Source organism: Streptomyces sp. NPDC028419 (assembly GCF_055565515.1).
Window position 1 is genome coordinate 82,837 of sequence record NZ_JBVHUE010000028.1, and the last position, 20,334, is coordinate 103,170.

Genomic DNA, 20,334 nt, shown 5'->3' on the forward strand with positions numbered 1-20,334 from the left:
AAGGGGGCCAAGAGTCACCCCCCCAGCTTTTTAGGGTGGGGGAAAGTGGTTGTCGTGGGAAAAACCCCCCCCCCCCCCGCTTCCCCCCCCCCCACCACACAACCCCCCCCCCCCCCCCCCCCCCCCCAGGGCCTAGACGGGCCTGTGGGCCGCCAACTCGCGCGCGGCCTCGGTCAGGTCCTTCGCCGTGTCGATCGCCCGCCAGTAGGCGCCCTGGGGCAGCGGGAAGCCCGCCAGGCGGCGCTCGCGGGCCAGCCGCGGGAAGGTGGTGCGCTCGTGGTCGCCCAAGTCGGGCAGGAGCGCGGTGAATTCGGCCGCGAAGACGTACACGCCGGCGTTGATCAGATAAGGCGACGGCGGGGACTCGATGAAGTCCAGGACCTGACCGAACTCGTTCGTCTCCACCGCCCCCCACGGAATCCGCGGCCGGGCGAGCGCGAGCGTCGCGGTCGCCGCGCGCTCGGCGTGGAAGGCGGCCATCTCCCGCAGTGAGAAGCGGGTCCAGATGTCGCCGTTGGTCGCGTACCACGGCGCGTCCGGGTGCGGCAGGTGCGCGGCGGCGTACTTCAGACCGCCGCCGCGGCCCAGCGGCTCGTCCTCCACCACCGTGCTGACCCGCAACGGCAGGTCGGCCCCGGCCAGCCAGTCCTGGAGCACCCCGGCGAGGTGCCCGCAGGAGATCACCACGTCGGTGACGCCCTCGGCCGCCAGCCAGGCCAGTTGGTGCCCGATGATGGGCGTCCCGGTCCCCGGGATCTCCACCATCGGCTTCGGCCGGTCGTCCGTGTACGGCCGCAGCCGCGAACCCTGCCCGCCCGCCAGGACCACCGCCTGGGTGGGCGCCTGGGGGGACGGGAGCGGGTCCGCGGCCGCGGGATGCCGAACGGGCGGGGCGGGCGGGGTGTCGGTGGCTGCGGGGGCGTCCGTCATACGGGGCAGCCTAGGGCTGCCGGGTCAGCTGAAGGAGGCGACGCCGGCCGCGTACGACGTGTCGCACACGGGGCGCGCGAAGGACTGGGCCTTCGTGGGCCCGTACGCGTCCACGGCCGCCCGGCCGATCGCCCGGGCGATGCCCACGCAGTGGTCGGCGAGCGACGGCCGCCGGTCCACCTCCTGTTGGAGGTGCGTGAGGACGACGCCGGGCTCCTTGCCCTGCTGCAGTTCGCCGAGCAGCTTCTCGCGCAGCGCGTCCTGCGCGGCGAGGGGCTTCGCGGGAACGTTCACGTTCTCGGAGGAGGCGGTGAGGATCTGGGACGGAGTGCTGTCGGCCCAGGGAACCATGGTGACCGCGAGGGTCCCGGACAGGACCAGGACGACGGGCAGGACCAGGGCGAGGGAACGGCCGATACGGCGGGCAGAGTGGGTCACGAGGGCGAGAGTAGCGCTCGGTGAAGATTTGGCGACATTTAGTCACCCGGTCGGGGGATGGTTCGACGTGGCTTTTCGAATGGGGCATTGACGAACGGTGCTCGAAAAGCGACGGTCTGCCGGGGTAAAAGGGCGTTGGGCGCACTCCTGCGCGCCCAACGCCCCCTACCCGTTGATCAGTTGGTCGATCAGTTGGCGAGGCGCTCGCCCGACGAGGTCGCGAACACGTGGGTCTCGCCCGCGCGCGGGACCACGTTCAGCACCGCGCCCTTCTCCGGCACCTGACGGCCGTTGACCCGGACCACGATGTCCTGCGGCTTGCCGTCGATCGTCGCCGTGCCGTAGACGTAGCCGTCCGCACCCAGCTCCTCGACCACGTTGACCGTGACGGCCAGGCCGCCCTCGGCGGCGATGTCGAAGTGCTCGGGTCGCACGCCGACCGTCACCGTGCGGTCACCGGCGTCCGCGGCGGCCGAGAGCGCCTCGCGGGCGATCGGGACCAGGGCGTCCCCGAACTTCACGCCGCCGTCGGTGATCGCGACCTCGACCAGGTTCATCGCGGGCGAACCGATGAAGCCGGCGACGAACAGGTTCGCCGGACGGTCGTACATGTTGCGCGGGGTGTCCACCTGCTGGAGCAGGCCGTCCTTGAGCACCGCGACCCGGTCGCCCATGGTCATGGCCTCGACCTGGTCGTGGGTGACGTACACGGTGGTGATGCCCAGACGGCGCTGCAGGCTCGCGATCTGCGTGCGGGTGCTGACGCGGAGCTTGGCGTCCAGGTTGGACAGCGGCTCGTCCATCAGGAACACCTGCGGCTGGCGCACGATCGCACGGCCCATCGCCACGCGCTGGCGCTGACCGCCGGAGAGCGCCTTCGGCTTGCGGTCGAGGTACGCGCGCAGGTCCAGGATGTCCGCGGCCTCTTCGACCTTCTTGCGGATCGTGGCCTTGTCCACACCGGCGATCTTGAGCGCGAAGCCCATGTTGTCGGCGACGGACATGTGCGGGTACAGCGCGTAGTTCTGGAACACCATCGCGATGTCCCGGTCCTTGGGCGGCAGGTGCGTGACGTCGCGGTCACCGATGCGGATGGCGCCGCCGTTGACGTCCTCCAGCCCGGCCAGCATGCGCAGCGAGGTGGACTTGCCGCAGCCCGAGGGCCCGACGAGCACGAGGAACTCGCCGTCCTCGACGTGCAGCTCCAACTGGTCCACGGCGGGCTTGTCGCCCCCGGAGTAAATACGGGTCGCCTTGTCGAACGTGACAGAAGCCATGGTGGTGAATCCCTTCTACCGGCAGGAACGTGCCGGACGATCCGAGTAGGAAGGTCTAGTCCAGTCACTGGACTCCGCCCGACGCTACCCGGAAGACCCCGCTCCTGTCAGTACCCGGCCCCCGGTGACTTCCCCGACCGTCACACCGGCGTGCTTCGATTTCACCGCGGACGGCGCCTTCGGATACGGCTTCGACCACGAATCGCCGATGAGCCCGTGGGCCGACGAGGACCGGGCGAGTTGGCCCGGACTGGTCGACGGCGTACCGGAGGTCTTCGCGCCGCAGCTGACGGAGTCCGCCTTCGCCACGGAAGACGGCGTGCTCGCCGCCACCGCCGTCTTCTGGCGCGAGACCGGCGACACGGCCTGGCGGGCGGGCCCGGTCGAGTTCCCGGCCGGCGTCCCGGACCCCGACGGCACCGACCACCTCTTCGCGGTCCTCGCGGCCGGAACCCCGGAGGCCTACCGCGACTTCGCCGAGGACTACTGGGAGACCGAGCTCCCCCTCGACGCGGTCCGCCACGTATGGGAACTGCGCCCCCTGACGGACTCCGTCGTGGACGCCCTCAACCCGAGCCTCCCCCTGACGGCGGTCACGCCGTGGCTGGCCCGGCTGGGCTATCCGGGGGCGTGAGGGGTAGAGCCCCGGCTTTTTGACCTAAGGGCCAGAGCACCGCACTTTTGACCCCAATGCCGCCCTCGCGAGCGACGCTTCCTGCTTCACGGCCCGCTGCCGCCCGGCACAGCCCTGAGGGATGTGCCGGGAGGTCTTACACAGACTCCACAGGCATGAAGACCGACGGCCCGTCGGCCCGTTGTTGTTCACGTACGGCCTATGCGGCCGTGACGCACTCGGGCAGATCCGACGCGCGGATGACCGAGGGCGGGACTTTGCCCGGCGGAAGCGCCGTCGCCACCAGCCAGTACAGGCGCAGTCCCTCATCGCGGAGGTTCACGGCTGCGTTCCCGTCGCGGTCGTGGACGGTGCCGCACGTGGCACACGTCCAGGACCGGACGGACAGATCGAGCCGCTCGCCCTTGGTGTGGCATGTGGAGCAGCGCCGGGTCGAGGGGAAGAACCGGTCGAGGACGACCAGGGTGCGCCCGTACCAGGCCGCCTTGTACCGGAGCATGTCGAGGAGGACGCTCCAGGAGGCATCGGAGATGGCCTTGCTCAGCCGTTTCGTGCGCATGAGGTTCGCCACGGCCAGGTCTTCCACCACGAGCACTTGGTTCTCGTGCACGAGGCGGGTGGTGAGCTGGTCGAGGCCGTCCTTACGGACGTCACTGATCAAGGCGTACAGCTTGGCGATCTTCGCGCGGGCCTTGCCGCGGTTGTACGAGCCCTTCCGCTTGCGGTGCAGTTCTCTCTGGAGCCGGGCCAGCTTCCGCTCGTACTTCTTCAGCAGCCGCGGGTGGTCCACCGTGCTCCCGTCGTCCAGGGTGACCAGGGCGGCCAGGCCGAGGTCGATCCCGACGGCCTTCGGGGCATCCGTACCGGGGAGGAACGCGGTGGGCAGCTGGGCGATGAGTTCCTCCACGAGGATGTAGAGGAAGAAGCGGCCGGCGCGGTCACGGGTCACCGTCAGCTTCACCGGTGTGACCCCGGCGGGCAGTGGGCGGGACCAGCGCACGTCCAAGGGTTCTGTCTGCTTGGCCAGGGCTATGTGCCCGGTGCCGGGCCGTTCGGGGTCCTCGTGCCAGCGGAAGCCGGTGCGGACGTACGTAGCCGAGTCCCGCGACCGGTGCTTGCGCTTCGGCTTCGGGTACTTCGCCGTTCCCTTGAAGAAGCGGCTGAACGCGGAGTCGAGGTGGCGGAGAGACTGCTGGAGGACGGTCGACGACACCTCTTGGAGCCACGGGGTCCCCGGGGCCCGGCGCCAGCCGGTCAATGCGCGGGAGGTCTCGGAGAAGCCGAGGGAGACGTGGTGCTCCTCCCAGGCCTTCACCCGTAGGGCCAGGCCCTCGTTGTAGACCCATCGGCAGGCGCCGAACGTCCGCACCAGCTGCTCGGCCTGGGCATCGGTGGGGTAGAAGCGGTAGCGGTACGTCCGCTGTTGCGTGCCCGGTTGCTTCGTACGGCTCTTGAGCGGTTTGGCGGCACGCTGTTGATGTTTGCGTTGGTCGGGGATGCCCAGGACCTCGCGCTTGAGGCGCTTGGACTCGGCGCCTATGACGCGCTCCTTCTGCTCCGCGGCTTCGGCCACGACCCCTCCCACCCCTACGGTCCGATAGTCGGACGTGTACTTCAGTACGTAGAACGAACTGACGGGCGAGGGGTTACGGAGGCTGAAAAGGTCTTCGCGGCGGGGTCTGGCGGCTGTGTAGAGTGAAGGCGATTCTGTGCGCTGCGCAGTGTCACGTGTGCCGCCTTAGCTCAGTTGGTAGAGCGGGGCCCTTGTAATGCTCAGGTCATCGGTTCGATTCCGATAGGCGGCTCCACCCCAGGTCAGGGCGTTGTTGATCGAGGGGATTCGTACAGAAGTGGAAGGCCCCGGGCGGTTGCCCGGGGCCTTTTGCGTGGGGGTTTGCGGGGGTCAGTGGCGGCCCGAGATGCGGTCGGCCAGGTGGGCCAGGGGGGTCGTCGTGGGGGTGTGCGTGCGGGTTTCGCGGCGGTCCGCCTCGCGGTAGGCGGCGTACAGGGCCTGGACGCCGAGCCAGCGGAAGGGTTCCGGTTCCCAGCGGCGGACGCGGTGGTTCACCCAGGGGAGGGTGGTCAGGGCCGTGGGGCCGCCCTGGCCGGAGTCCTGCTGGACCAGGTCGCACAGGGTGCGCGCGGCCAGGTTGGCGGTGGCGACCCCGGAGCCGACGTAGCCGCCGGCCCAGCCCACGCCCGTCGCCCGGTCGAGGGTGACCGAGGCGCACCAGTCGCGCGGGACGCCGAGGACGCCGGACCAGGCGTGGGTGATGGGGGTGCCGGTGAGCTGGGGGAAGAAGGACGTGAGGAGGGTGGTGAGGGCCTCGACGGTGGCGGGCTGGGTGCGGCCGTCGTTGTCGGTGCGCGAGCCGTAGCGGTAGGGGACCCCGCGGCCGCCGATGGCGATGCGGTCGTCGGCGGTGCGCTGGGCGTACATGTAGGCGTGGGCCATGTCGCCGAGGGTGGCGCGGTCGGCCCAGCCCAGGGAGTCCCAGGTGGCGGCGGGCAGCGGGGCGGTCACGATCATCGAGGAGTTCATCGGGAGCCAGGAGCGCTTCTGGCCCTTGAGGGAGGCGGTGAAGCCTTCGGTGCAGCGCAGGACGTAGGGGGCGCGGACGGTTCCGTAGGGGGTGACGGCCCGTTTGGGGGCGATGGCGGTGACCGGGGTGGATTCGTGGATGGTCACGCCGAGGCGTTCGCAGGCGGCGGCGAGGCCGGTGACGAGCTTGGCGGGGTGGATGCGGGCGCCGTGCGGGCTCCAGGTGCCGCCGACGGCGTCGGCGACGTCGACGCGGGCGCGGGTGTCGCGGGCGCCGAGCAGGACGCGGTCGTTCTCGCCGAAGGCGGTCTCGGCGGCGTGGAAGGCCTTGAGGCGGGCCAGTTGGGCGGGGGAGCGGGCGACTTCGAGGACGCCGCCGTGGTGGATGTCGGCGTCGATGCCTTCCTTCGCCGCGGTGTCGATGACCTCGGTGACGGTGTCGTTCATGGCCTTCTGGAGGCGGACGGCGGCGTCGTGGCCGTGCAGCTTGGCGTACCGGTCGCGGCCGGCGATGCCGTTGTAGAGCCAGCCGCCGTTGCGTCCGGAGGCGCCGTAGCCGCAGAACTTCTGCTCCAGGACGGTGATCCGGAGGAAGGGGGCGGCCTGCTTGAGGTAGTAGGCGGTCCACAGGCCCGTGTAGCCGCCGCCGACGATGACGACGTCGGCCGTGGCGTCGCCGGTGAGGGGTTCGCGGGGTGGTGGGGTGCCGTCCGAGGCGTACCAGAAGGAGATGCCGCCGTTGATCGTCGCGCTGGTCATGGGGGAGTGGTACACCGCGTTCCGCGGGGGTGTCCAGGGTCTCGATCGCGGGCCTTATGGCCGATGCGGCCTTGTAGGGGTGGTTCCTAAGGTGGAGTCCGGATATATCCATCGATTTGTGGTGTGCGGGGTGCGGAGAGGGTGGGTCGGATGCGCAGGCGGATGACGGCGGCCGTGGCGGCGCGGGTGGTCGCGCTGGGTGCCGCGGCGGTGTTGTTGGGCGGGGCGGTGCTGGGCTGTTCCTCGGACGCGGGCGGGGGTGAGGGCTCGCAGGGGGCGGCCGGCGTGGTGCGGACCAGCCCGATCGCCGGGGACCTGTCGAAGCTGCCGGCCCGGGTGGACGGTTCGAAGATCGTGGTGGGCCGCGCGGACGCGCCGCGGACGGTGCAGGTGCTGGTGGATCCGCGGTGCGGCTACTGCGCGAAGTTCGAGGAGGGCGGTGGTCGGACGCTCTCGGAGCTGGCCGGGTCCGGGAAGGTGAAGGTGGAGTACCTGCTGGCGTCCTTCCTGGACCGGGGCGGGGCCAGTGGTTCGGTCAAGGCGGTGAACGCGCTGCGGGCCTCGCTCGACCAGGGGAAGTTCGCGGAGTACCACGCGGCGGTCTTCGCCAGCCAGCCGAAGGGGCGGTTCACCGAGGGGCACCTGCTGGAGATCGCCTCCGCGGTGCCGGGGTTGCGGTGCGCGGACTTCGACGCGGCGGTGAAGGGGACGACGTACGAGGGGTGGGTCGCCGAGGCGGAGAAGGGCTTCGAGGCGACGGGCAACGACCGGACGCCGCTGGTGCTGCTGGACGGGAAGCCGGTGGGGACGGACGGGTCGATGTTCGACGCGGCGGCGTTCGCGGGGACGTTGAAGGCGGCCGGAATCGGCTAGCGGCGCGGGGGCCGCTCGGCGGGGTCTCGGTAGGGTCGCGGCATGGTCGAGATTCCGGACGGGCTGGCCGAGGCGCAGCGGGAGTTCAACGGTGCGCGGGGGCGGGAGTTCCTGGCGGCGTTGCCGGCGCTCGCGGAGCGTTTCCTGGAGCGGTGGGAGCTGCGGCGCGCGGGTCGGGCGATGCACGGGATGACGGCGTTGGTGTTGCCGGTGCGGCGGGCCGACGGGAGCGCGGCGGTGCTCAAGCTCGTCCTTCCGGACGAGGAGAACGCGGGGGAGGCGCTGGCGCTGCGGGCCTGGGACGGGCAGGGGTGCGTGCGGTTGCTGGAGCACGACGAGGGTTCGGGGGCGCTGTTGCTGGAGCGGCTCGACGAGGGTCGGCCGCTGTCGGCGCTGGCGGAGGCGGAGGGGGACGCGCGGGGTGCGGTGCGGGTGGTGGCGGGGTTGTTGGGGCGGCTGACGCGGGTGCCGGCTCCGGTGGGGTTGCGGGGGTTGGGGGAGATCGCGGCGGGGTTGTCGGCGGCTGTGCCGGGGGCGGTGGCGGGGCTGGTGGACGCGGGGGAGCGGGGGTTGTTGCGGGACTGTGCGGCGGCGCTGGCGGAGGTGGCGGGCGAGCCGGGGGACCGGCTGCTGCACTGGGACCTGCACTTCGGGAACGTGTTGGGCGCGGGGGTCCGTACCGGGGCGCGGGGGGCGTGGCTGGCGATCGATCCGAAGCCGTTGTCGGGGGATCCGGGGTTCGAGTTGTTGCCGGCGATCGTGAACCGCTTCCGTGCGGATGAGGTGCTGTGGCGCTTCGACGTGTTGGCGGGGGAGCTGGGTGTGGACCGTGAGCGGGCGCGGGCGTGGACGTTGGGGCGCGTGGTGCAGAACGCGGTGTGGGACGTGGCGGACGGGGAGTCGGTCCTGGGGGCGGAGCAGGCGGAGGTGGCGCGGTTGTTGCTCGGGCGGTGAGCGGGGTGGGGGTGGGGCGGCGGCTTAGGCTGCGGGGATGATTCGTACAGCGACCGAAGCCGATGTCCCCGCGATTCACGCGATGGTGCGTGAACTCGCCGAGTACGAGAAGGCCCTGCACGAGGTGCGGGCCACGGAGGAGCAGCTCCGGGAGGCCCTGTTCGGCGAGCGGCCCGCGGTGTTCGCGCACATCGCGGAGACCGATGCGGGGGAGGTGGCGGGCTTCGCGCTGTGGTTCTTGAACTTCTCGACGTGGCGCGGTGTGCACGGCATCTATCTGGAGGACCTGTACGTCCGCCCGGAGCACCGCGGTGGTGGGTACGGGAAGTCGTTGCTGCGGGAGTTGGCGGGGCTCTGCCGGGAGCGGGGTTACGAGCGTCTGGAGTGGTGGGTGTTGAACTGGAACGAGCCGGCGATCTCCTTCTACGAGTCGTTGGACGCGGTGGCGCAGGACGAGTGGACGGTGTTCCGGCTGACGGACGACGCGTTGGCGCGGCTGGGGAGTTAGGTGTCTTTGGGCTGGTGGGGTCAGGGTTCCAGGACGACCTTGCCGGTGGTGGCGCGGGTTTCCAGGGCGCGGTGGGCGGCCGCGGCTTCGGCGAGGGGGTAGCGCTGGAGGGCGGGGCGCAGGCGGCCCGCGGCGGCTTCGGCCAGGGCGCGGGTCTCCAGGGTGCGCAGGGGGTCGGGGCCGCCGGCGCGCTGGAGCATGGCGGGGCCGAGGACGGGCTGGGTGGTGATGCCGCGGGCGGTGAGGGTGGCGCGTTCGGTGTCGGTGAGGGTGAGCGGGCCGCCGGACCAGCCGAAGACGAGGTGCAGGGCGCCGGGGGCGAGCAGGTCGAGGGCGGTGCGGGCGACCGTACCGCCGACGGAGTCGAAGAGGACGGTGGCGCCGGGGGCGTGCCGGGCGTCGAGGTGGGCGCGGGCGGTGGCGGGCCAGTCGGGGCGGGTGTAGTCGAGGGCGAGGTCGGCGCCGTTGGCGCGGGCCTTGTCGGCCTTGGCGGGGCCGCCGGCGAGGGCGATGACGGTGGCCCCGGCGTTCTTGGCGTGTTGGACGAGGAGGGTGCCGATGCCGCCGGCGGCGGCGGGGACGAGGGCGATGGAGTCGGGGCCGAGGTCGGTGAAGCCGAGGATGCCCAGGGTGGTGCGGCCGGTTCCGATCATGGCGACGGCGGCGGCGGGGTCGAGGCCGGGCGGGACGAGGTGCAGGCGTTCGGCGTCGGCGACGGCGTGTTCGGCGTAGCCGCCGGGGGCGAAGCCGAGGTGGGTGACGACGCGGCGGCCGAGCCATTTCGGGTCGGTGCCGGGGCCGAGGGCGTCGACGGTGCCGGCGACCTCGCGGCCGGGGATGGTGGGCAGCTCGGGGAGGGCGGGCAGGGGGCCCTGGTGTCCCTCGCGCAGGGTGGTGTCGAGGAGGTGGACCCCGGCGGCGGCGACGGCGATGCGGACCTGGCCGTGGGCGGGGACGGGGGTGTCGGTCACCTCGTGGACGAGGTTCTCGGCGGGGCCGAAGGCGTGGAGTCGGATGGCGTGCATGGCGTCGACTCAACAACCTGAAGCGTGGTTGAGGTCAAGGGTGGGGGACCGGTCCGGCGCCCGGCTGTCAGTGGGCTGGGTCAGGATGGGCGCATGGCGCGAAAAGTGAAGGCTGTGCGGCGGGCAGAGGTGCGGTTGCCGGAGTTGCGACCGTTCGAGGACGTGGAGCTGGAGCCGGACGGGGACTACGACGGGCTGGAGTTCGCGGACCTGGACCTGGGCGGGCAGGAGGGCGTCGGGGCCCGGTTCATGGACTGCGCGCTACGGCGCTGCGCCCTGGACGAGACGGGGCTGGCGCGGGCCCGGTTCATGGACGCGGTGCTGGAGGGGGTGCGCGGGGTCGGCACCGATCTGGCGGAGGCCTCGCTGCGCGACGTGGAGCTGCGGGACGCGCGGCTGGGCGGGGTGCAGCTGCACGGGGCGGTGCTGGAGCGGGTGCTGGTCAGCGGCGGGAAGATCGATTACCTGAACCTGCGCAAGGCCCGGCTGAAGGACGTGGTCTTCGAGGGCTGCGTCCTGGTGGAGCCGGATTTCGCGGGCGCGGTGTTGGAGCGGGTGGAGTTCCGTGACTGCGCGCTGCGCGGGGTGGACTTCGGCGGGGCGCGGATGACGGACGTGGACCTGCGGGGCGCGGTCGAGCTGGGCATCGCGCGGGGGGTGGAGTCGCTGGCGGGTGCGGTGATCAGCCCGCCGCAGCTGCTGGACCTGGCTCCGGCGCTGGCGGCGCAGGTGGGGCTGCGGGTGGAGGTCTAGGTCCTGTCGTCAAAGTGCCGTCGTCGCCCGAAGGGCGGCCCCGCGGCGTCTGGTGCGTGCTCTCGCCGTGCCGGGCGGAAGCCCGCGTACTGGACGTACTTGGCTTTCGCCCGGTGCGGCGAGAGTGCGTGCCAGGCGTCGCGAGGCAGACGGCACTTTGACGACAGGGCCTAGGGGGCGGTGCCGGTGGCCTCCAGGGGCTACGCCGGGACGCGGGGGAAGCGGGTCTGGAGGGTCCAGATGGTCGGGTTGTCGGCGAGCCCGTCGTGCATGTCGGTGAGGTCCGCGATCACGTCGTGGAGGAAGTCGCGGGCCTCGCGGCGCAGCAGGCGGTGGCTGAAGGTGATGGGGGCTTCCTCGGGGTCCATCCAGTCGGCCTCGATGTCGACCCAGCCGAAGCGGCGCGCGAAGAGCATGCGGTCCGAGGACTCGGTGAAGTCGAGTTCGGCGTACTGGCGGTTCGCGGCGCGGCTGCCCCGGGGGTCCTGGTCGAGCTGCTCGACGATGTCGCAGAGCGCCCAGGCGAAGTCCAGGACGGGCACCCATCCCCAGGCTGTGGATACTTCCCGGTCCGCGGTGGTGTCGGCGAGGTAGACGTCGCCGCAGAAGAGGTCGTGGCGCAGGGAGTGGACGTCCGCCGAGCGGTAGTCGGTCTGCGGGGGGTCCGGGAAGCGCCGGGAGAGGGAGTAGCCGATGTCGAGCACGTAGTCGATGGTGTCACGGGTGGGGGGTGCGTGCGGCCGCAGGGGCGCTCGCGGGGAGCCCGTGGGCCCTCCGGCGCGCTCCCCGCGGCCGTACTCCGGGGTCAGTGGACGTTGACGGCGTTCCAGGTGGCGGCGACCGCCGCGCGCTCGGGGCTGGTGGCGCCGTAGAGGTCGGTGGCGGCCTGGAGGGTGGCCATGCGGGCCCGGGAGTAGTTCGTGGTCGAGGTCATGTAGGTGCTCAGGGCCCGGTACCAGACGCGGACGGCCTTCTCCCGGCTGATGCCGAGCAGCTTCGAGCCGTCGTAGGTGGGGGAGTCGTAGGTGATTCCGTTGATCACCTTGCGGCCGCTGCCTTCGGCGAGGAGGTAGAAGAAGTGCCGGGCGGGGCCGGAGGCGGCGTCGGGGCTGAGGTTGCCGATGTCGCTGGACCAGTAGTCGCGGGAGACGCCGTCGCTGCTCGGGCGGTCCATGGTGCGCAGGGCGCCCTTGTAGACGCGTTCGCCGATGAGGTAGTCGCCGATGTCGGTGGGGTTCTCCGCGAAGAACTCGCCGGCGGTGCCGAGGATGTCGGAGGTGCCCTCGTTGAGGCCGCCCGCTTCACCGGAGTAGAGCAGTCCGGCGGTGGCGGAGGTCAGGCCGTGGGCGAGTTCGTGGCCCACGATGTCGAGGGAGGTGGGGGGCTTCCCGCTGCCGGGGGCGCCGTCGCCGTAGCTCACGCAGCCGCAGGAGTCGTCCCAGAAGGCGTTGTTGTAGTTGGTGCCGTAGTGGACGCGGGAGACGACGCCGCGGCCGTCGCCGCGGATGCCGTTGCGGCCGAGGAAGCCGCGGTAGAAGTCCCAGGTGACGGCGGTGCCGTAGTGGACGTCCACGCCGGCGGTCTGGCGGTTGGTGGGCTTGCCGTTGCCCCAGATGTCGTCCGCGTCGGTGAAGAGGATCCCGCCGGAGCTCTGGTTCTGGGCGTCGAGGGTGCGCTGGTCGCCGCGGGGGAGGTCGCGGAGCTGGAAGAGGGAGCCGCTGGGGTTGGTGCCGAGGGGGACCGTGCCGGCGTACTGGCTGTTGCCGCTGCCCGCGTGGACGGTGTCGTACGAGCCGAGGACGGCGCCGCTGCGGGCGTCGGTCACGGTGTGCAGTTCGCTCGGGGTGCCGTCGGGGCGGGGGGTGCGGGTGACGGTGTCCCAGGCCGGGGCGGGGGTGTCGGTCGCGGCCCAGATGATCCGGCGGGCGCCGGGTCTGGGGGCGGCGGCGGGGGCGGCGGCGAAGGTGGCGGCCGCGGTGGCCGCGGCGGCCCGCAGGGCGGCCGGGGCGGTGCTGTCGGTGGTGGTGCGGGTGCCGTCGGGGCGCTGGTGGACGATCAGGTCGCCGCCGAGGACGGGGATCCCGCCGATGGTCCGGTCGTAGTGGGTGTGGGTGGTGCCGTCGCCGTCGGTGGTGGTTCCACCGGGGCGGACGGTGAGCTGCTCGGCGGTGGCGGCGGCGGGGCCGTTCGGTCCGGCCGGTCCCGCCGGGGTCGCGCTCGCCGGGGCGGCGAGGGTGGCGAGGGTGGCGGCGAGCACCGCGGTGGTGGCGGTGGCGAGTCGGACGAGGGTGCGGGGGGAGGACGCGGGGTGGGTCACTCTGGCTCCTTCGCTGGCGGCGGCGGCCGGGGTGTGGCGCGTGAGCGGAGCGTGCCAGCGGAGGGTGCTGATGGGACAGGGATGTGACGGGCGCGGGGGCGTGGTTGTCCGAAGAGTGGGCGTGACTGTCCGGATTACGGCGGGTGGGGGCGCGGGGGCCCGCGGGGGCGGGGCGGCGTACGGGTACGGGCCCGGGCGCGCTCAGGAGGGGAGGAGGCGCTGTTCCTTGGCGACCGAGACGGCGCCGGTGCGCGTGTCGACGCCGAGCTTGTCGTAGATGCGGCCCAGGTGGGTCTTGACGGTGGCCTCGCTGATGAACAGGGCGCGGGCGATGTCCCGGTTGCCCAGGCCCCGGGCGAGCTGGCCCAGGATGTCCAGTTCGCGCTCGGTCAGGGTGGGCTTCGTACCGCGCATGTGGGCCATCACCCTGCTGGCCACCGGCGGGGAGAGGGTGGTGCGGCCCTGCGCGGCGGAGTGGATGGCCGCGAAGAGTTCCTCGGGCCGCTCGGCCTTGAGCAGGTACCCGGTGGCGCCCGCGCCGATGGCGCGGGTGATGTCGGCGTCCGTGTCGTACGTCGTGAGCACCAGTACGTGCGGTGGCGGCGGGCCGGGGAGCGCGGCGATGCGGCGGGTGGCCTCGATGCCGTCGATGCCCTCGCCGAGTTGGAGGTCCATCAGGACGACGTCCGGCCGCAGCGCGGCGGCCAGGGCGACCGCCTCCTCGCCGCTGCCGGCCTCGCCGACCACCTCGATGTCCGGCTCGCTGCCGAGCAGGGCGAGCAGGCCCGCCCGTACGACGAGGTGGTCGTCGCAGAGGAGGATCGTCGTCATCGGGGCTCCAGGGGGTTGAGGGGCAGCGCGGCGGAGAGGACGGTGCCCTCGGCGGGGGTGGACTCGACGGTCAGCGTGCCGCCCAGTTGGCGGACGCGGGCGCGCATCGCGGGCAGGCCGTGGCCCCGGTCGGGGCGGCCGGGCGCGGGCGTCCCGGAGGTGCCTCCGGGCGCGGGGAAGCCGCGGCCGTCGTCCGCGACGTCCAGGACCACCTGGTCGCCGAGGAAGCTGAGGGTGAGGGCCGCGGTGCGGGCGCCGGAGTGCTCGCGGACGTTGGCGAGGGCGCCCTGGGCGATGCGCAGCAGCGCGGACTGGGTGCGGGCCGGGAGCGGTACGGGCGCGCCCTCCAGGTGGAAGCGGACGGTGACCTCGGGGCCGGCGTCCAGGCCGCGGAGCGCCTCGGTGAGGGGGACGCCGTCGGCGAGTTCGGAGGGGGCCAGGTCGTGCACCAGGCGGCGCGCCTCGGCGAGGCCGCGGGCGGCGATGCCGGTGGCGGTACGGACGTGCGCGCGGGCGGTGGCCGGGTCCGCGTCCCAGGTCCGCTCGGCGGCCTGGAGCAGCATCTGCTGGCTGGAGAGGTTCTGGGCGAGGGTGTCGTGGATCTCCATGGACAGGCGCTGGCGCTCGGCGAGGGTGCCTTCGCGGCGTTCGGTGGCGGCCAGCTCCCGGCGGGTGCGGATGAGGTCGTCGATGAGGGTGCGCTGGGCCTGGGTCTGGCGCTCCATGTGGACGAACACGGCGGTCGCGAGGGCGGCGACGGCGGGCGGGGCCAGCAGCAGGTTCGGGTCGAAGGCGGTGGCGAGCTTGAGCTGGGCGGCGACCACGAAGGCGGTGAGGAGGGCGACGAGGACGACGGCGGCGCGGGGCGGGAGGGTGCGCAGGGCGGTGTAGAAGAGCGGGACGGCGCACCAGGCGAAGCTGGGGGCGAGGACGACGAGGACCACCCAGGTGGTGACGACGAGGGTGAGCCAGGTGAGGTGGCGGGGGGTGGGTTTGGCCGTGCCGGTGGTCGTGGTTTTGGCGGTGGCTCCGGCCGTGGTCGGGCCGAGGACGTAGAGCAGGGCCAGGGTGATGCTCAGGGCGATGATCCACGGGGTGCGGGGTTCGCCGGGGTGGCGCAGGAGGAAGCGGGCCACGGAGCTGGCGAGGAGGAGGAAGAAGGCGGTGTGGACGACGGTGGTGAGCGTGCGGCTGGGTGGGGGCGGGGTCACGGGGGTCTTCTTCCTCCTCCGGAGTGGGTGGTGGGCGGGGCGTCCCGTCCATCGTGCCTGTCCTGGGCCGGGGCCCGCGCCTCAAACGCCGGCGAGGCCGAGCTCCGGGCTCCGCCCGAACCCGCGCCTCAAACGCCGGCGGGGCTGAATTCAGCCTGCCCGGCGTTTGAGGGCCCGCCGGAGGCCCCTGAGGCCGCGCCTCAAACGCCGGCGGGGCTGGGTTCCGGGCTCCGCCCGAACCCGCGCCTCAAGCGCCGGCGGGGCTGAATTCAGCCTGCCCGGCGTTTGAGGGCCCGTTGGCGGGGCTGGAGGGGGATGCCCGAGGTAGGACAACCGTGGGCCCCCCGGGAGGGCTTCGCATCGGCCGATCGGTTGACCTTCGGGTCGGCCGGAGCGGGCGGGTGGGGGAGCCGGTGCGGGGATCCGGTGGGGTGGGGCGCCGGGACACGATCGGGGGGTAGCCGAAACCCCGGTAACCCCGGTAACCCCAGGAGCAGCCATGAACACCCGTACCCGCGTCCTCACCGGTGCCGCCCTCGCCCTCGCCCTCGGCGCCGGCACCTTCGGAGCCGTCAGCGCCAGCGCGGCGGACGCCGCCCCCGCCGCGGCCCCGGCGAAGAAGGCCGACGACAAGAACTTCACCACCTCGACCCACCTCACCGTCGACGCCGCCACCCGCGCCGCCCAGGCCGCGCTGCAGGCGGCCCAGAAGGAGAACCAGAAGGTGACGGTCGCGGTGGTCGACCGCAACGGCAACACCATCGTGACCCTGCGCGGCGACGGAGCCGGCCCGCAGTCCTACGAGTCGGCGCAGCGCAAGGCGTACACCGCCGTGTCCTGGAACGCCCCGACCTCCGTCCTCGTGGGCCGCCTCGCCCAGACCCCGAACCTGAAGGACATCCCGGGCACCCTCTTCCTCGGCGGCGGCACGCCGGTCCAGGCCAACGGCGCCCCGGTCGCGGGCATCGGCGTGGCCGGCGCGCCGAGCGGTGACCTGGACGAGAAGTTCGCCAAGGCGGGCGCGGACTCCCTCGGCAAGTAGCAAGTCCCGATATGTAGGACACCCCTACTATCGGAGCGTGGATCACCGCGCCCTGCTCCCCGCCCCCGCCGTCGCGACCGGCCTCGCCCTGCTCCTCGTACTGCTCACCGGGTGTACGGGCGGTCCGGTGCAGGGGAAGCCGGGGGCGTCCGGGCTGCGCGACCCGCTCTTCCCGAAGGCGGGCAACGGCGGGTACGACGTACAGCACTACGCGCTCCAGATCGGCTACGAGCCCCGTCAGCGGCACCTGACGGGGACGGCCGTCATCACGGCCCGCGCCACCCAGGGGCTCAGCTCCTTCAACCTCGACCTCGCGGGGCTCGACGTGAAGGGGGTCACCGTCGAGGGCGCCGGCGCCCGCTTCAACCGGACGGGCAACGAGCTGACGGTGCGCCCCGCCGAGGAGCTGGTGAAGGGCGAGGTCTTCCGCACGCAGGTGAGCTACTCCGGCACCCCCAAGGTCATCCGCGACGTGGACGACTCCAAGGAGGGCTGGATCCCCACGGACGACGGCGCGGTGGGGGTGGGCGAGCCGGTCGGCTCGATGGCCTGGTTCCCGGGCAACCACCACCCGAGCGACAAGGCGACGTACGACATCACGCTCACCGTGCCGCAGGGGTACGAGGCGGTGTCCAACGGGGAGTTGCGCTCCCGGACGGACGACGGCGCCGGGCGGACGGTCTTCGCGTGGCACGGCGCCGAGCCGATGGCGAGCTACCTGGCGGTGGCCGCCATCGGCAAGTACCGGATCACGACGGGGAAGACGCCGTCGGGGATCCCCGTGTACGACGCCGTCGCGCCGGAGGAGGAGGCGGCCAGCGCGGGTCCGCTCGGCCGGTTGCCCGAGATGGTGGAGTGGGGGAGCGGGAGGTTCGGGCCGTACCCCTTCGGCACGACCGGGGCGATCGTCGAGCGGCGCGGCACCCTCGGCTACGCGCTGGAGACGCAGACCCGGCCGGTGTTCTCGGGTGCGCCGAGCGAGCTGCTCGTGCTGCACGAGCTGGCGCACCAGTGGTTCGGCAACTCGGTCTCGCCCAAGGCGTGGAAGGACATGTGGCTCAACGAGGGCTTCGCGACCTACGCCGAGTGGCTGTGGTCGGAGGACCACGGCGGGGCGAGCGCGCAGGACCGGTTCACCGCCTTCCTGGAGGGCGACACGCGCGTCGATCCCGACGCGGACCGGCCGTGGGGGGAGTTCCCGCCGGCCGAGCCGCCGGGGCCCGAGCACATCTCCGACGACCCCGTGTACTACCGGGGTGCGATGGTCCTGCACCGGATCCGCCAGGAGGTCGGGGACCCGGCCTTCTTCGCGCTGGTGCGCGGCTGGGCGGCCGAGCACCGGCACGGGAACGCCGGTACGCGCGATTTCACGGCCTACGCCGAGAAGTCGACCGGGCAGGACCTGGGCGAGGTCTGGGACGTGTGGTTGTACGGGAAGGACAAGCCGAAGGTCAGTGACGGTCGGTGAGACCGGCCGGCCCGGCGGGATCGCCGAGCGGCTTGCGCATGACCGTGCAGGGGCGGCCGTGTGCGAGGTCCGGGGCCCGGCGCAGTTCGGTGTAGCCCTGGGCGGTCCAGAAGGCGAGGCCGGCGGCGTTGTCGTCGAGCACCGCGAGCCGCAGGCCGTCGCGCCCGGCGGCGCGGTAGCGGTCCTCGACGAGGGCGGCGAGCGTACGCCCGTACCCCGCGCGGTGGGCGGTCGCGTCGATCAGCAGCAGGCCGATCCAGGGGTCCGGGTCGCCGGAGGCCGGGTCGGGGTGGTGGTCGAGGGTGGCGGCCAGGCCGACGAGGCGGCCGGCCGAGCGGGCCAGCAGCACCTGGGAGCCCTCGTGGGCGAGCTCGTCGGCGAGCGCGGCCGCGACCTGCTCGACGGTGATCCGCGCCGGGTCGGGGAAGTCTCCGCTGAGTTCGAAGAAGGCGCGGTTCGTCGCGTAGAGGGCGGCGACCTCGGTGAGGACCGGGCCGGGCAGGGCGCCGTCGACGGGGACGAGGGGTTCGATGATCACCCGGTGACCGTAGCAACCGGTGACCGGGGAGCGGGTCCCCTCCCGCGTGCGGGTGCGCCGAGGCCCCCCGCGCGGACGGGCGCGGGGGGCCTCGGTGGGATGCCGCAAGGGCAGCGACCGGCAGCGCCGGTCGTGACGGGCGGCGGTGACTAGACGTTGACGCCGAAGTCCTGGGCGATGCCGGTCAGACCCGAGGCGTAGCCCTGGCCGACCGCGCGGAACTTCCACTCCGCACCGTTGCGGTAGAGCTCGCCGAAGACCATGGCGGTCTCGGTGGCGGCGTCCTCGGAGAGGTCGTAGCGGGCGATCTCCGCGCCGCCGGCCTGGTTCACGACGCGGATGTACGCGTTGCGGACCTGGCCGAAGTTCTGGCTGCGGGCGTCGGCGTCGTAGATGGAGACCGGGAAGACGATCTTGTCCACGTCGGCCGGCAGGCCCGCCAGGTTGACGTTGATGGACTCGTCGTCGCCGGAGCCCTCGCCGGTGCGGTTGTCACCGGTGTGCACGATGGTCTGGTCCGGGGTGGACTTGTTGTTGAAGAAGACGAAGTGGCCGTCGGAGACGACCTTGCCCGTCGGGTTCACCGCGATCGCCGACGCGTCGAGGTCGAAGTCGACACCGGTCGTGGTACGGACGTCCCAGCCGAGGCCGATCGTGACGGCGGCGAGGCCGGGAGCCTCCTTGCTGAGCGAGACGTTGCCGCCCTTGGACAGGCTTACAGCCATGGGGATGTCCCTTTCCTCTGTGCTGCCGGCGCCCTGCGACGCCGTGCGACGTCCTCTGACGCCTTGGTGACGTTACCGCTGACTGACATAACGCGGGGAGGGGGTGCGGAGGTTCCAGCCCCGGGCAGGAATGCGGGGAACGCGGGCCGCGGCCCGTGCGAAATGCGGGTGACGCGGGGGCGCGCGGCGTCGGATCATAGGGGCATGCCTGGTCCCTATGTCATCCGCGGTTCGGTCGTGCTGCCCGAGGCCGAGCTCGCCTGGCGCTTCTCGCGCTCCTCGGGGCCCGGGGGGCAGCACGTCAACACCTCCGACTCCCGGGTGGAGCTACTCTTCGACCTCGGCGCCACCAAGGCGCTGCCCGAGGTGTGGCAAGCGCGGGCGCTGGAGCGGCTCGCGTCCCGGCTGGTGGACGGGGTGGTGACCGTACGGGCCTCCGAGCACCGCTCGCAGCTGCGCAACCGAGAGATGGCGCTGGTCAGACTGGCCGCGCTGCTGGCGGAGGCGACGGCGCCGCCGCCGAAGCCGCGGCGGGCGACGAAGATCCCGCGCGGGATCAACGAGCGCCGGCTGCGCGAGAAGAAGGCGCGGGCCGAGACCAAGCGCGGCCGCACCGGCCGGGACTGGTGAGCGCGCGCACCGTACGCGCCGCCCGCCCGGTCCGTGCGCCCCGCCCCGGCGATTACGCCCCCAGCTGGCGGTAGCGCCCCCGGAAGTAGGTGAGGGGCCCGCCTTCGGACGGGGGCAGGGGCGGCAGGACGGCGCTCAGCACCCGCCCGATGACCAGGGTGTGGTCGCCCGCCTCGACGCGGCTCTCGGTCCGGCACTCCAAGGTGGCCAGCGCGCCGCCCATCAGCAGTGCGCCGCTGGCCGGGCCCCGGGTGTGGGCCAGGTCCTCGAAGAGCAGCCGGTCGCTGATCCGGCCCTTCATCGCGAACCGGCCCGCCACCTGGCGCTGGGCCTCGGCGAGCACCGAGACCCCCCACAGCGGCTGCTCGGCCAGCAGGTCGTCCATCCGGGAGCCCTCGCGCAGGCTCACCAGGACCAGCGGCGGGTCCAGCGAGACCGACATGAAGGCGGTCGCCGTCATGCCGACGTCCTCGCCGTCGGGGCCGTCCGCGGACAGGGGTTCCTCGCGTGCGGTGACCAGCACCACGCCCGCTGCCAGCCGGGACATGGCTTCCCGGAACTCGTCGTTGCTCACTCCCTCAGCATGAGGGGTGGCGGGGGGCGCGGGGAGCACGGCGGGGATCAGGGGTATCGCGGGTCTCGTCTTCAGCACACCGGGAACGCTAGTCCCGCGTCCCGCCCGGCACATCGGGCCGTGGTCCCGGGTGCTCCGCGACCCGCGGCCTAGGTCTTCGTGGCTCCACTTCCCACGGTCTTCCACGCGCCCGGCGTATCGTTTGCTCGCGGGAATGTAGGGGAGCGCTCCCAGGTGGCAAGGGCCCCATTATCCATCTCATGTGACTTGAGTCACAGAGGGCAAGATTTGTTGACCCTGTGTAC

The 20,334-nt window shown here is 72.6% G+C and carries 21 protein-coding genes and 1 tRNA gene; 9 read left to right on the forward strand and 13 right to left on the reverse strand.

Features of this window, described 5'->3' with window-relative positions; translation table 11 throughout:
* Positions 1-132: 132 nt before the first annotated feature.
* The 3 genes from ACZ4UB_RS28525 to ACZ4UB_RS28535 all read right to left on the reverse strand — a co-directional run bounded on the left by ACZ4UB_RS28525 (position 133) and on the right by ACZ4UB_RS28535 (position 2,645).
* Positions 133-930, reverse strand: coding sequence for a nucleotidyltransferase family protein (locus tag ACZ4UB_RS28525; RefSeq protein WP_468074439.1), 798 nt, complete (start codon positions 928-930; stop codon positions 133-135).
* A 24-nt stretch (positions 931-954) separates the two neighbouring features.
* On the reverse strand, positions 955-1,368 hold the full coding sequence (locus tag ACZ4UB_RS28530; protein WP_354381216.1) for a hypothetical protein: 414 nt from the start codon (positions 1,366-1,368) through the stop codon (positions 955-957).
* 188 nt (positions 1,369-1,556) lie between these two features.
* Positions 1,557-2,645, reverse strand: coding sequence for an ABC transporter ATP-binding protein (locus tag ACZ4UB_RS28535; RefSeq protein ID WP_468074441.1), 1,089 nt, complete (start codon positions 2,643-2,645; stop codon positions 1,557-1,559).
* A gap of 124 nt (positions 2,646-2,769) precedes the next feature.
* Between ACZ4UB_RS28535 and ACZ4UB_RS28540 the strand changes: the two genes are divergently transcribed.
* The gene (locus tag ACZ4UB_RS28540) at positions 2,770-3,279 is read left to right on the forward strand and encodes a hypothetical protein (protein WP_468074443.1); all 510 of its coding nucleotides are present in this window, start codon (positions 2,770-2,772) and stop codon (positions 3,277-3,279) included.
* 199 nt (positions 3,280-3,478) lie between these two features.
* On the opposite strand, the gene ACZ4UB_RS28545 is transcribed toward ACZ4UB_RS28540, so the two are convergent.
* Positions 3,479-4,852 (reverse strand): RNA-guided endonuclease InsQ/TnpB family protein, encoded by a 1,374-nt coding sequence (locus ACZ4UB_RS28545; RefSeq protein WP_468074445.1) that lies wholly within the window; start codon positions 4,850-4,852, stop codon positions 3,479-3,481.
* Positions 4,853-5,011: 159 nt separating this feature from the next.
* On the opposite strand from ACZ4UB_RS28545, the gene ACZ4UB_RS28550 reads away from it, so the two are divergent.
* Positions 5,012-5,087: transfer RNA gene (locus ACZ4UB_RS28550), tRNA-Thr, on the forward strand.
* Positions 5,088-5,182: 95 nt separating this feature from the next.
* Here the strand turns inward: ACZ4UB_RS28550 and ACZ4UB_RS28555 are convergent.
* The gene (locus ACZ4UB_RS28555) at positions 5,183-6,580 is read right to left on the reverse strand and encodes an NAD(P)/FAD-dependent oxidoreductase (RefSeq protein ID WP_468074447.1); all 1,398 of its coding nucleotides are present in this window, start codon (positions 6,578-6,580) and stop codon (positions 5,183-5,185) included.
* Positions 6,581-6,730: 150 nt separating this feature from the next.
* Here ACZ4UB_RS28555 and ACZ4UB_RS28560 point away from each other — a divergent pair, with 150 nt between their 5' ends.
* From ACZ4UB_RS28560 to ACZ4UB_RS28570, 3 genes are read left to right on the forward strand one after another with little or no spacing between them, the layout of a single operon-like run.
* The gene (locus ACZ4UB_RS28560; protein WP_468074449.1) at positions 6,731-7,453 is read left to right on the forward strand and encodes a DsbA family protein; all 723 of its coding nucleotides are present in this window, start codon (positions 6,731-6,733) and stop codon (positions 7,451-7,453) included.
* A gap of 42 nt (positions 7,454-7,495) precedes the next feature.
* Entirely contained in the window at positions 7,496-8,407 is a 912-nt protein-coding gene (locus tag ACZ4UB_RS28565) for an aminoglycoside phosphotransferase family protein (RefSeq protein WP_468074451.1), read from the forward strand.
* 37 nt (positions 8,408-8,444) lie between these two features.
* On the forward strand, positions 8,445-8,915 hold the full coding sequence (locus ACZ4UB_RS28570) for a GNAT family N-acetyltransferase (RefSeq protein WP_468074453.1): 471 nt from the start codon (positions 8,445-8,447) through the stop codon (positions 8,913-8,915).
* A 20-nt stretch (positions 8,916-8,935) separates the two neighbouring features.
* Here the strand turns inward: ACZ4UB_RS28570 and ACZ4UB_RS28575 are convergent, their stop codons facing one another.
* Positions 8,936-9,940, reverse strand: coding sequence for a zinc-binding dehydrogenase (locus ACZ4UB_RS28575; RefSeq protein WP_468074455.1), 1,005 nt, complete (start codon positions 9,938-9,940; stop codon positions 8,936-8,938).
* A gap of 93 nt (positions 9,941-10,033) precedes the next feature.
* Between ACZ4UB_RS28575 and ACZ4UB_RS28580 the strand changes: the two genes are divergently transcribed.
* Positions 10,034-10,693: a pentapeptide repeat-containing protein gene (locus tag ACZ4UB_RS28580; protein WP_468074457.1), complete on the forward strand. Its 660-nt coding sequence runs from the start codon at positions 10,034-10,036 to the stop codon at positions 10,691-10,693.
* A gap of 200 nt (positions 10,694-10,893) precedes the next feature.
* Here the strand turns inward: ACZ4UB_RS28580 and ACZ4UB_RS28585 are convergent, their stop codons facing one another.
* From ACZ4UB_RS28585 to ACZ4UB_RS28600, 4 genes are all read right to left on the reverse strand, one after another.
* A complete protein-coding gene (locus ACZ4UB_RS28585) occupies positions 10,894-11,397 on the reverse strand; it encodes a hypothetical protein (protein WP_468074459.1) in 504 nt (167 codons plus the stop codon).
* A gap of 101 nt (positions 11,398-11,498) precedes the next feature.
* The gene (locus ACZ4UB_RS28590) at positions 11,499-13,010 is read right to left on the reverse strand and encodes a M4 family metallopeptidase (RefSeq protein WP_468074461.1); all 1,512 of its coding nucleotides are present in this window, start codon (positions 13,008-13,010) and stop codon (positions 11,499-11,501) included.
* A gap of 201 nt (positions 13,011-13,211) precedes the next feature.
* Entirely contained in the window at positions 13,212-13,841 is a 630-nt protein-coding gene (locus tag ACZ4UB_RS28595) for a response regulator transcription factor (protein WP_354381228.1), read from the reverse strand.
* Positions 13,838-15,052: a sensor histidine kinase gene (locus ACZ4UB_RS28600; RefSeq protein ID WP_468074463.1), complete on the reverse strand. Its 1,215-nt coding sequence runs from the start codon at positions 15,050-15,052 to the stop codon at positions 13,838-13,840. The genes ACZ4UB_RS28595 and ACZ4UB_RS28600 overlap by 4 nt, the downstream gene beginning before the upstream one ends.
* Before the next feature lie 499 nt (positions 15,053-15,551).
* Here ACZ4UB_RS28600 and ACZ4UB_RS28605 point away from each other — a divergent pair, with 499 nt between their 5' ends.
* Together ACZ4UB_RS28605 and ACZ4UB_RS28610 are read left to right on the forward strand one after the other, a co-directional pair.
* Positions 15,552-16,094, forward strand: a complete 543-nt coding sequence (locus ACZ4UB_RS28605) for a GlcG/HbpS family heme-binding protein (protein WP_354381230.1) — start codon at positions 15,552-15,554, stop codon at positions 16,092-16,094.
* Between the two features lie 37 nt (positions 16,095-16,131).
* Positions 16,132-17,562 (forward strand): M1 family metallopeptidase, encoded by a 1,431-nt coding sequence (locus tag ACZ4UB_RS28610; protein WP_468074466.1) that lies wholly within the window; start codon positions 16,132-16,134, stop codon positions 17,560-17,562.
* Here ACZ4UB_RS28610 and ACZ4UB_RS28615 read toward each other — a convergent pair.
* Both ACZ4UB_RS28615 and ACZ4UB_RS28620 read right to left on the reverse strand, forming a co-directional pair.
* The gene (locus ACZ4UB_RS28615; RefSeq protein ID WP_468074468.1) at positions 17,546-18,100 is read right to left on the reverse strand and encodes a GNAT family N-acetyltransferase; all 555 of its coding nucleotides are present in this window, start codon (positions 18,098-18,100) and stop codon (positions 17,546-17,548) included. The genes ACZ4UB_RS28610 and ACZ4UB_RS28615 overlap by 17 nt on opposite strands.
* 149 nt (positions 18,101-18,249) lie before the next feature.
* The gene (locus tag ACZ4UB_RS28620; RefSeq protein ID WP_468074470.1) at positions 18,250-18,825 is read right to left on the reverse strand and encodes a TerD family protein; all 576 of its coding nucleotides are present in this window, start codon (positions 18,823-18,825) and stop codon (positions 18,250-18,252) included.
* A 204-nt stretch (positions 18,826-19,029) separates the two neighbouring features.
* Here ACZ4UB_RS28620 and arfB point away from each other — a divergent pair, with 204 nt between their 5' ends.
* Positions 19,030-19,455, forward strand: a complete 426-nt coding sequence (gene arfB, locus ACZ4UB_RS28625) for an alternative ribosome rescue aminoacyl-tRNA hydrolase ArfB (protein ID WP_468074472.1) — start codon at positions 19,030-19,032, stop codon at positions 19,453-19,455.
* 52 nt (positions 19,456-19,507) lie between these two features.
* Here the strand turns inward: arfB and ACZ4UB_RS28630 are convergent, their stop codons facing one another.
* On the reverse strand, positions 19,508-20,143 hold the full coding sequence (locus ACZ4UB_RS28630; RefSeq protein ID WP_468074474.1) for a flavin reductase family protein: 636 nt from the start codon (positions 20,141-20,143) through the stop codon (positions 19,508-19,510).
* Positions 20,144-20,334: the final 191 nt, after the last annotated feature.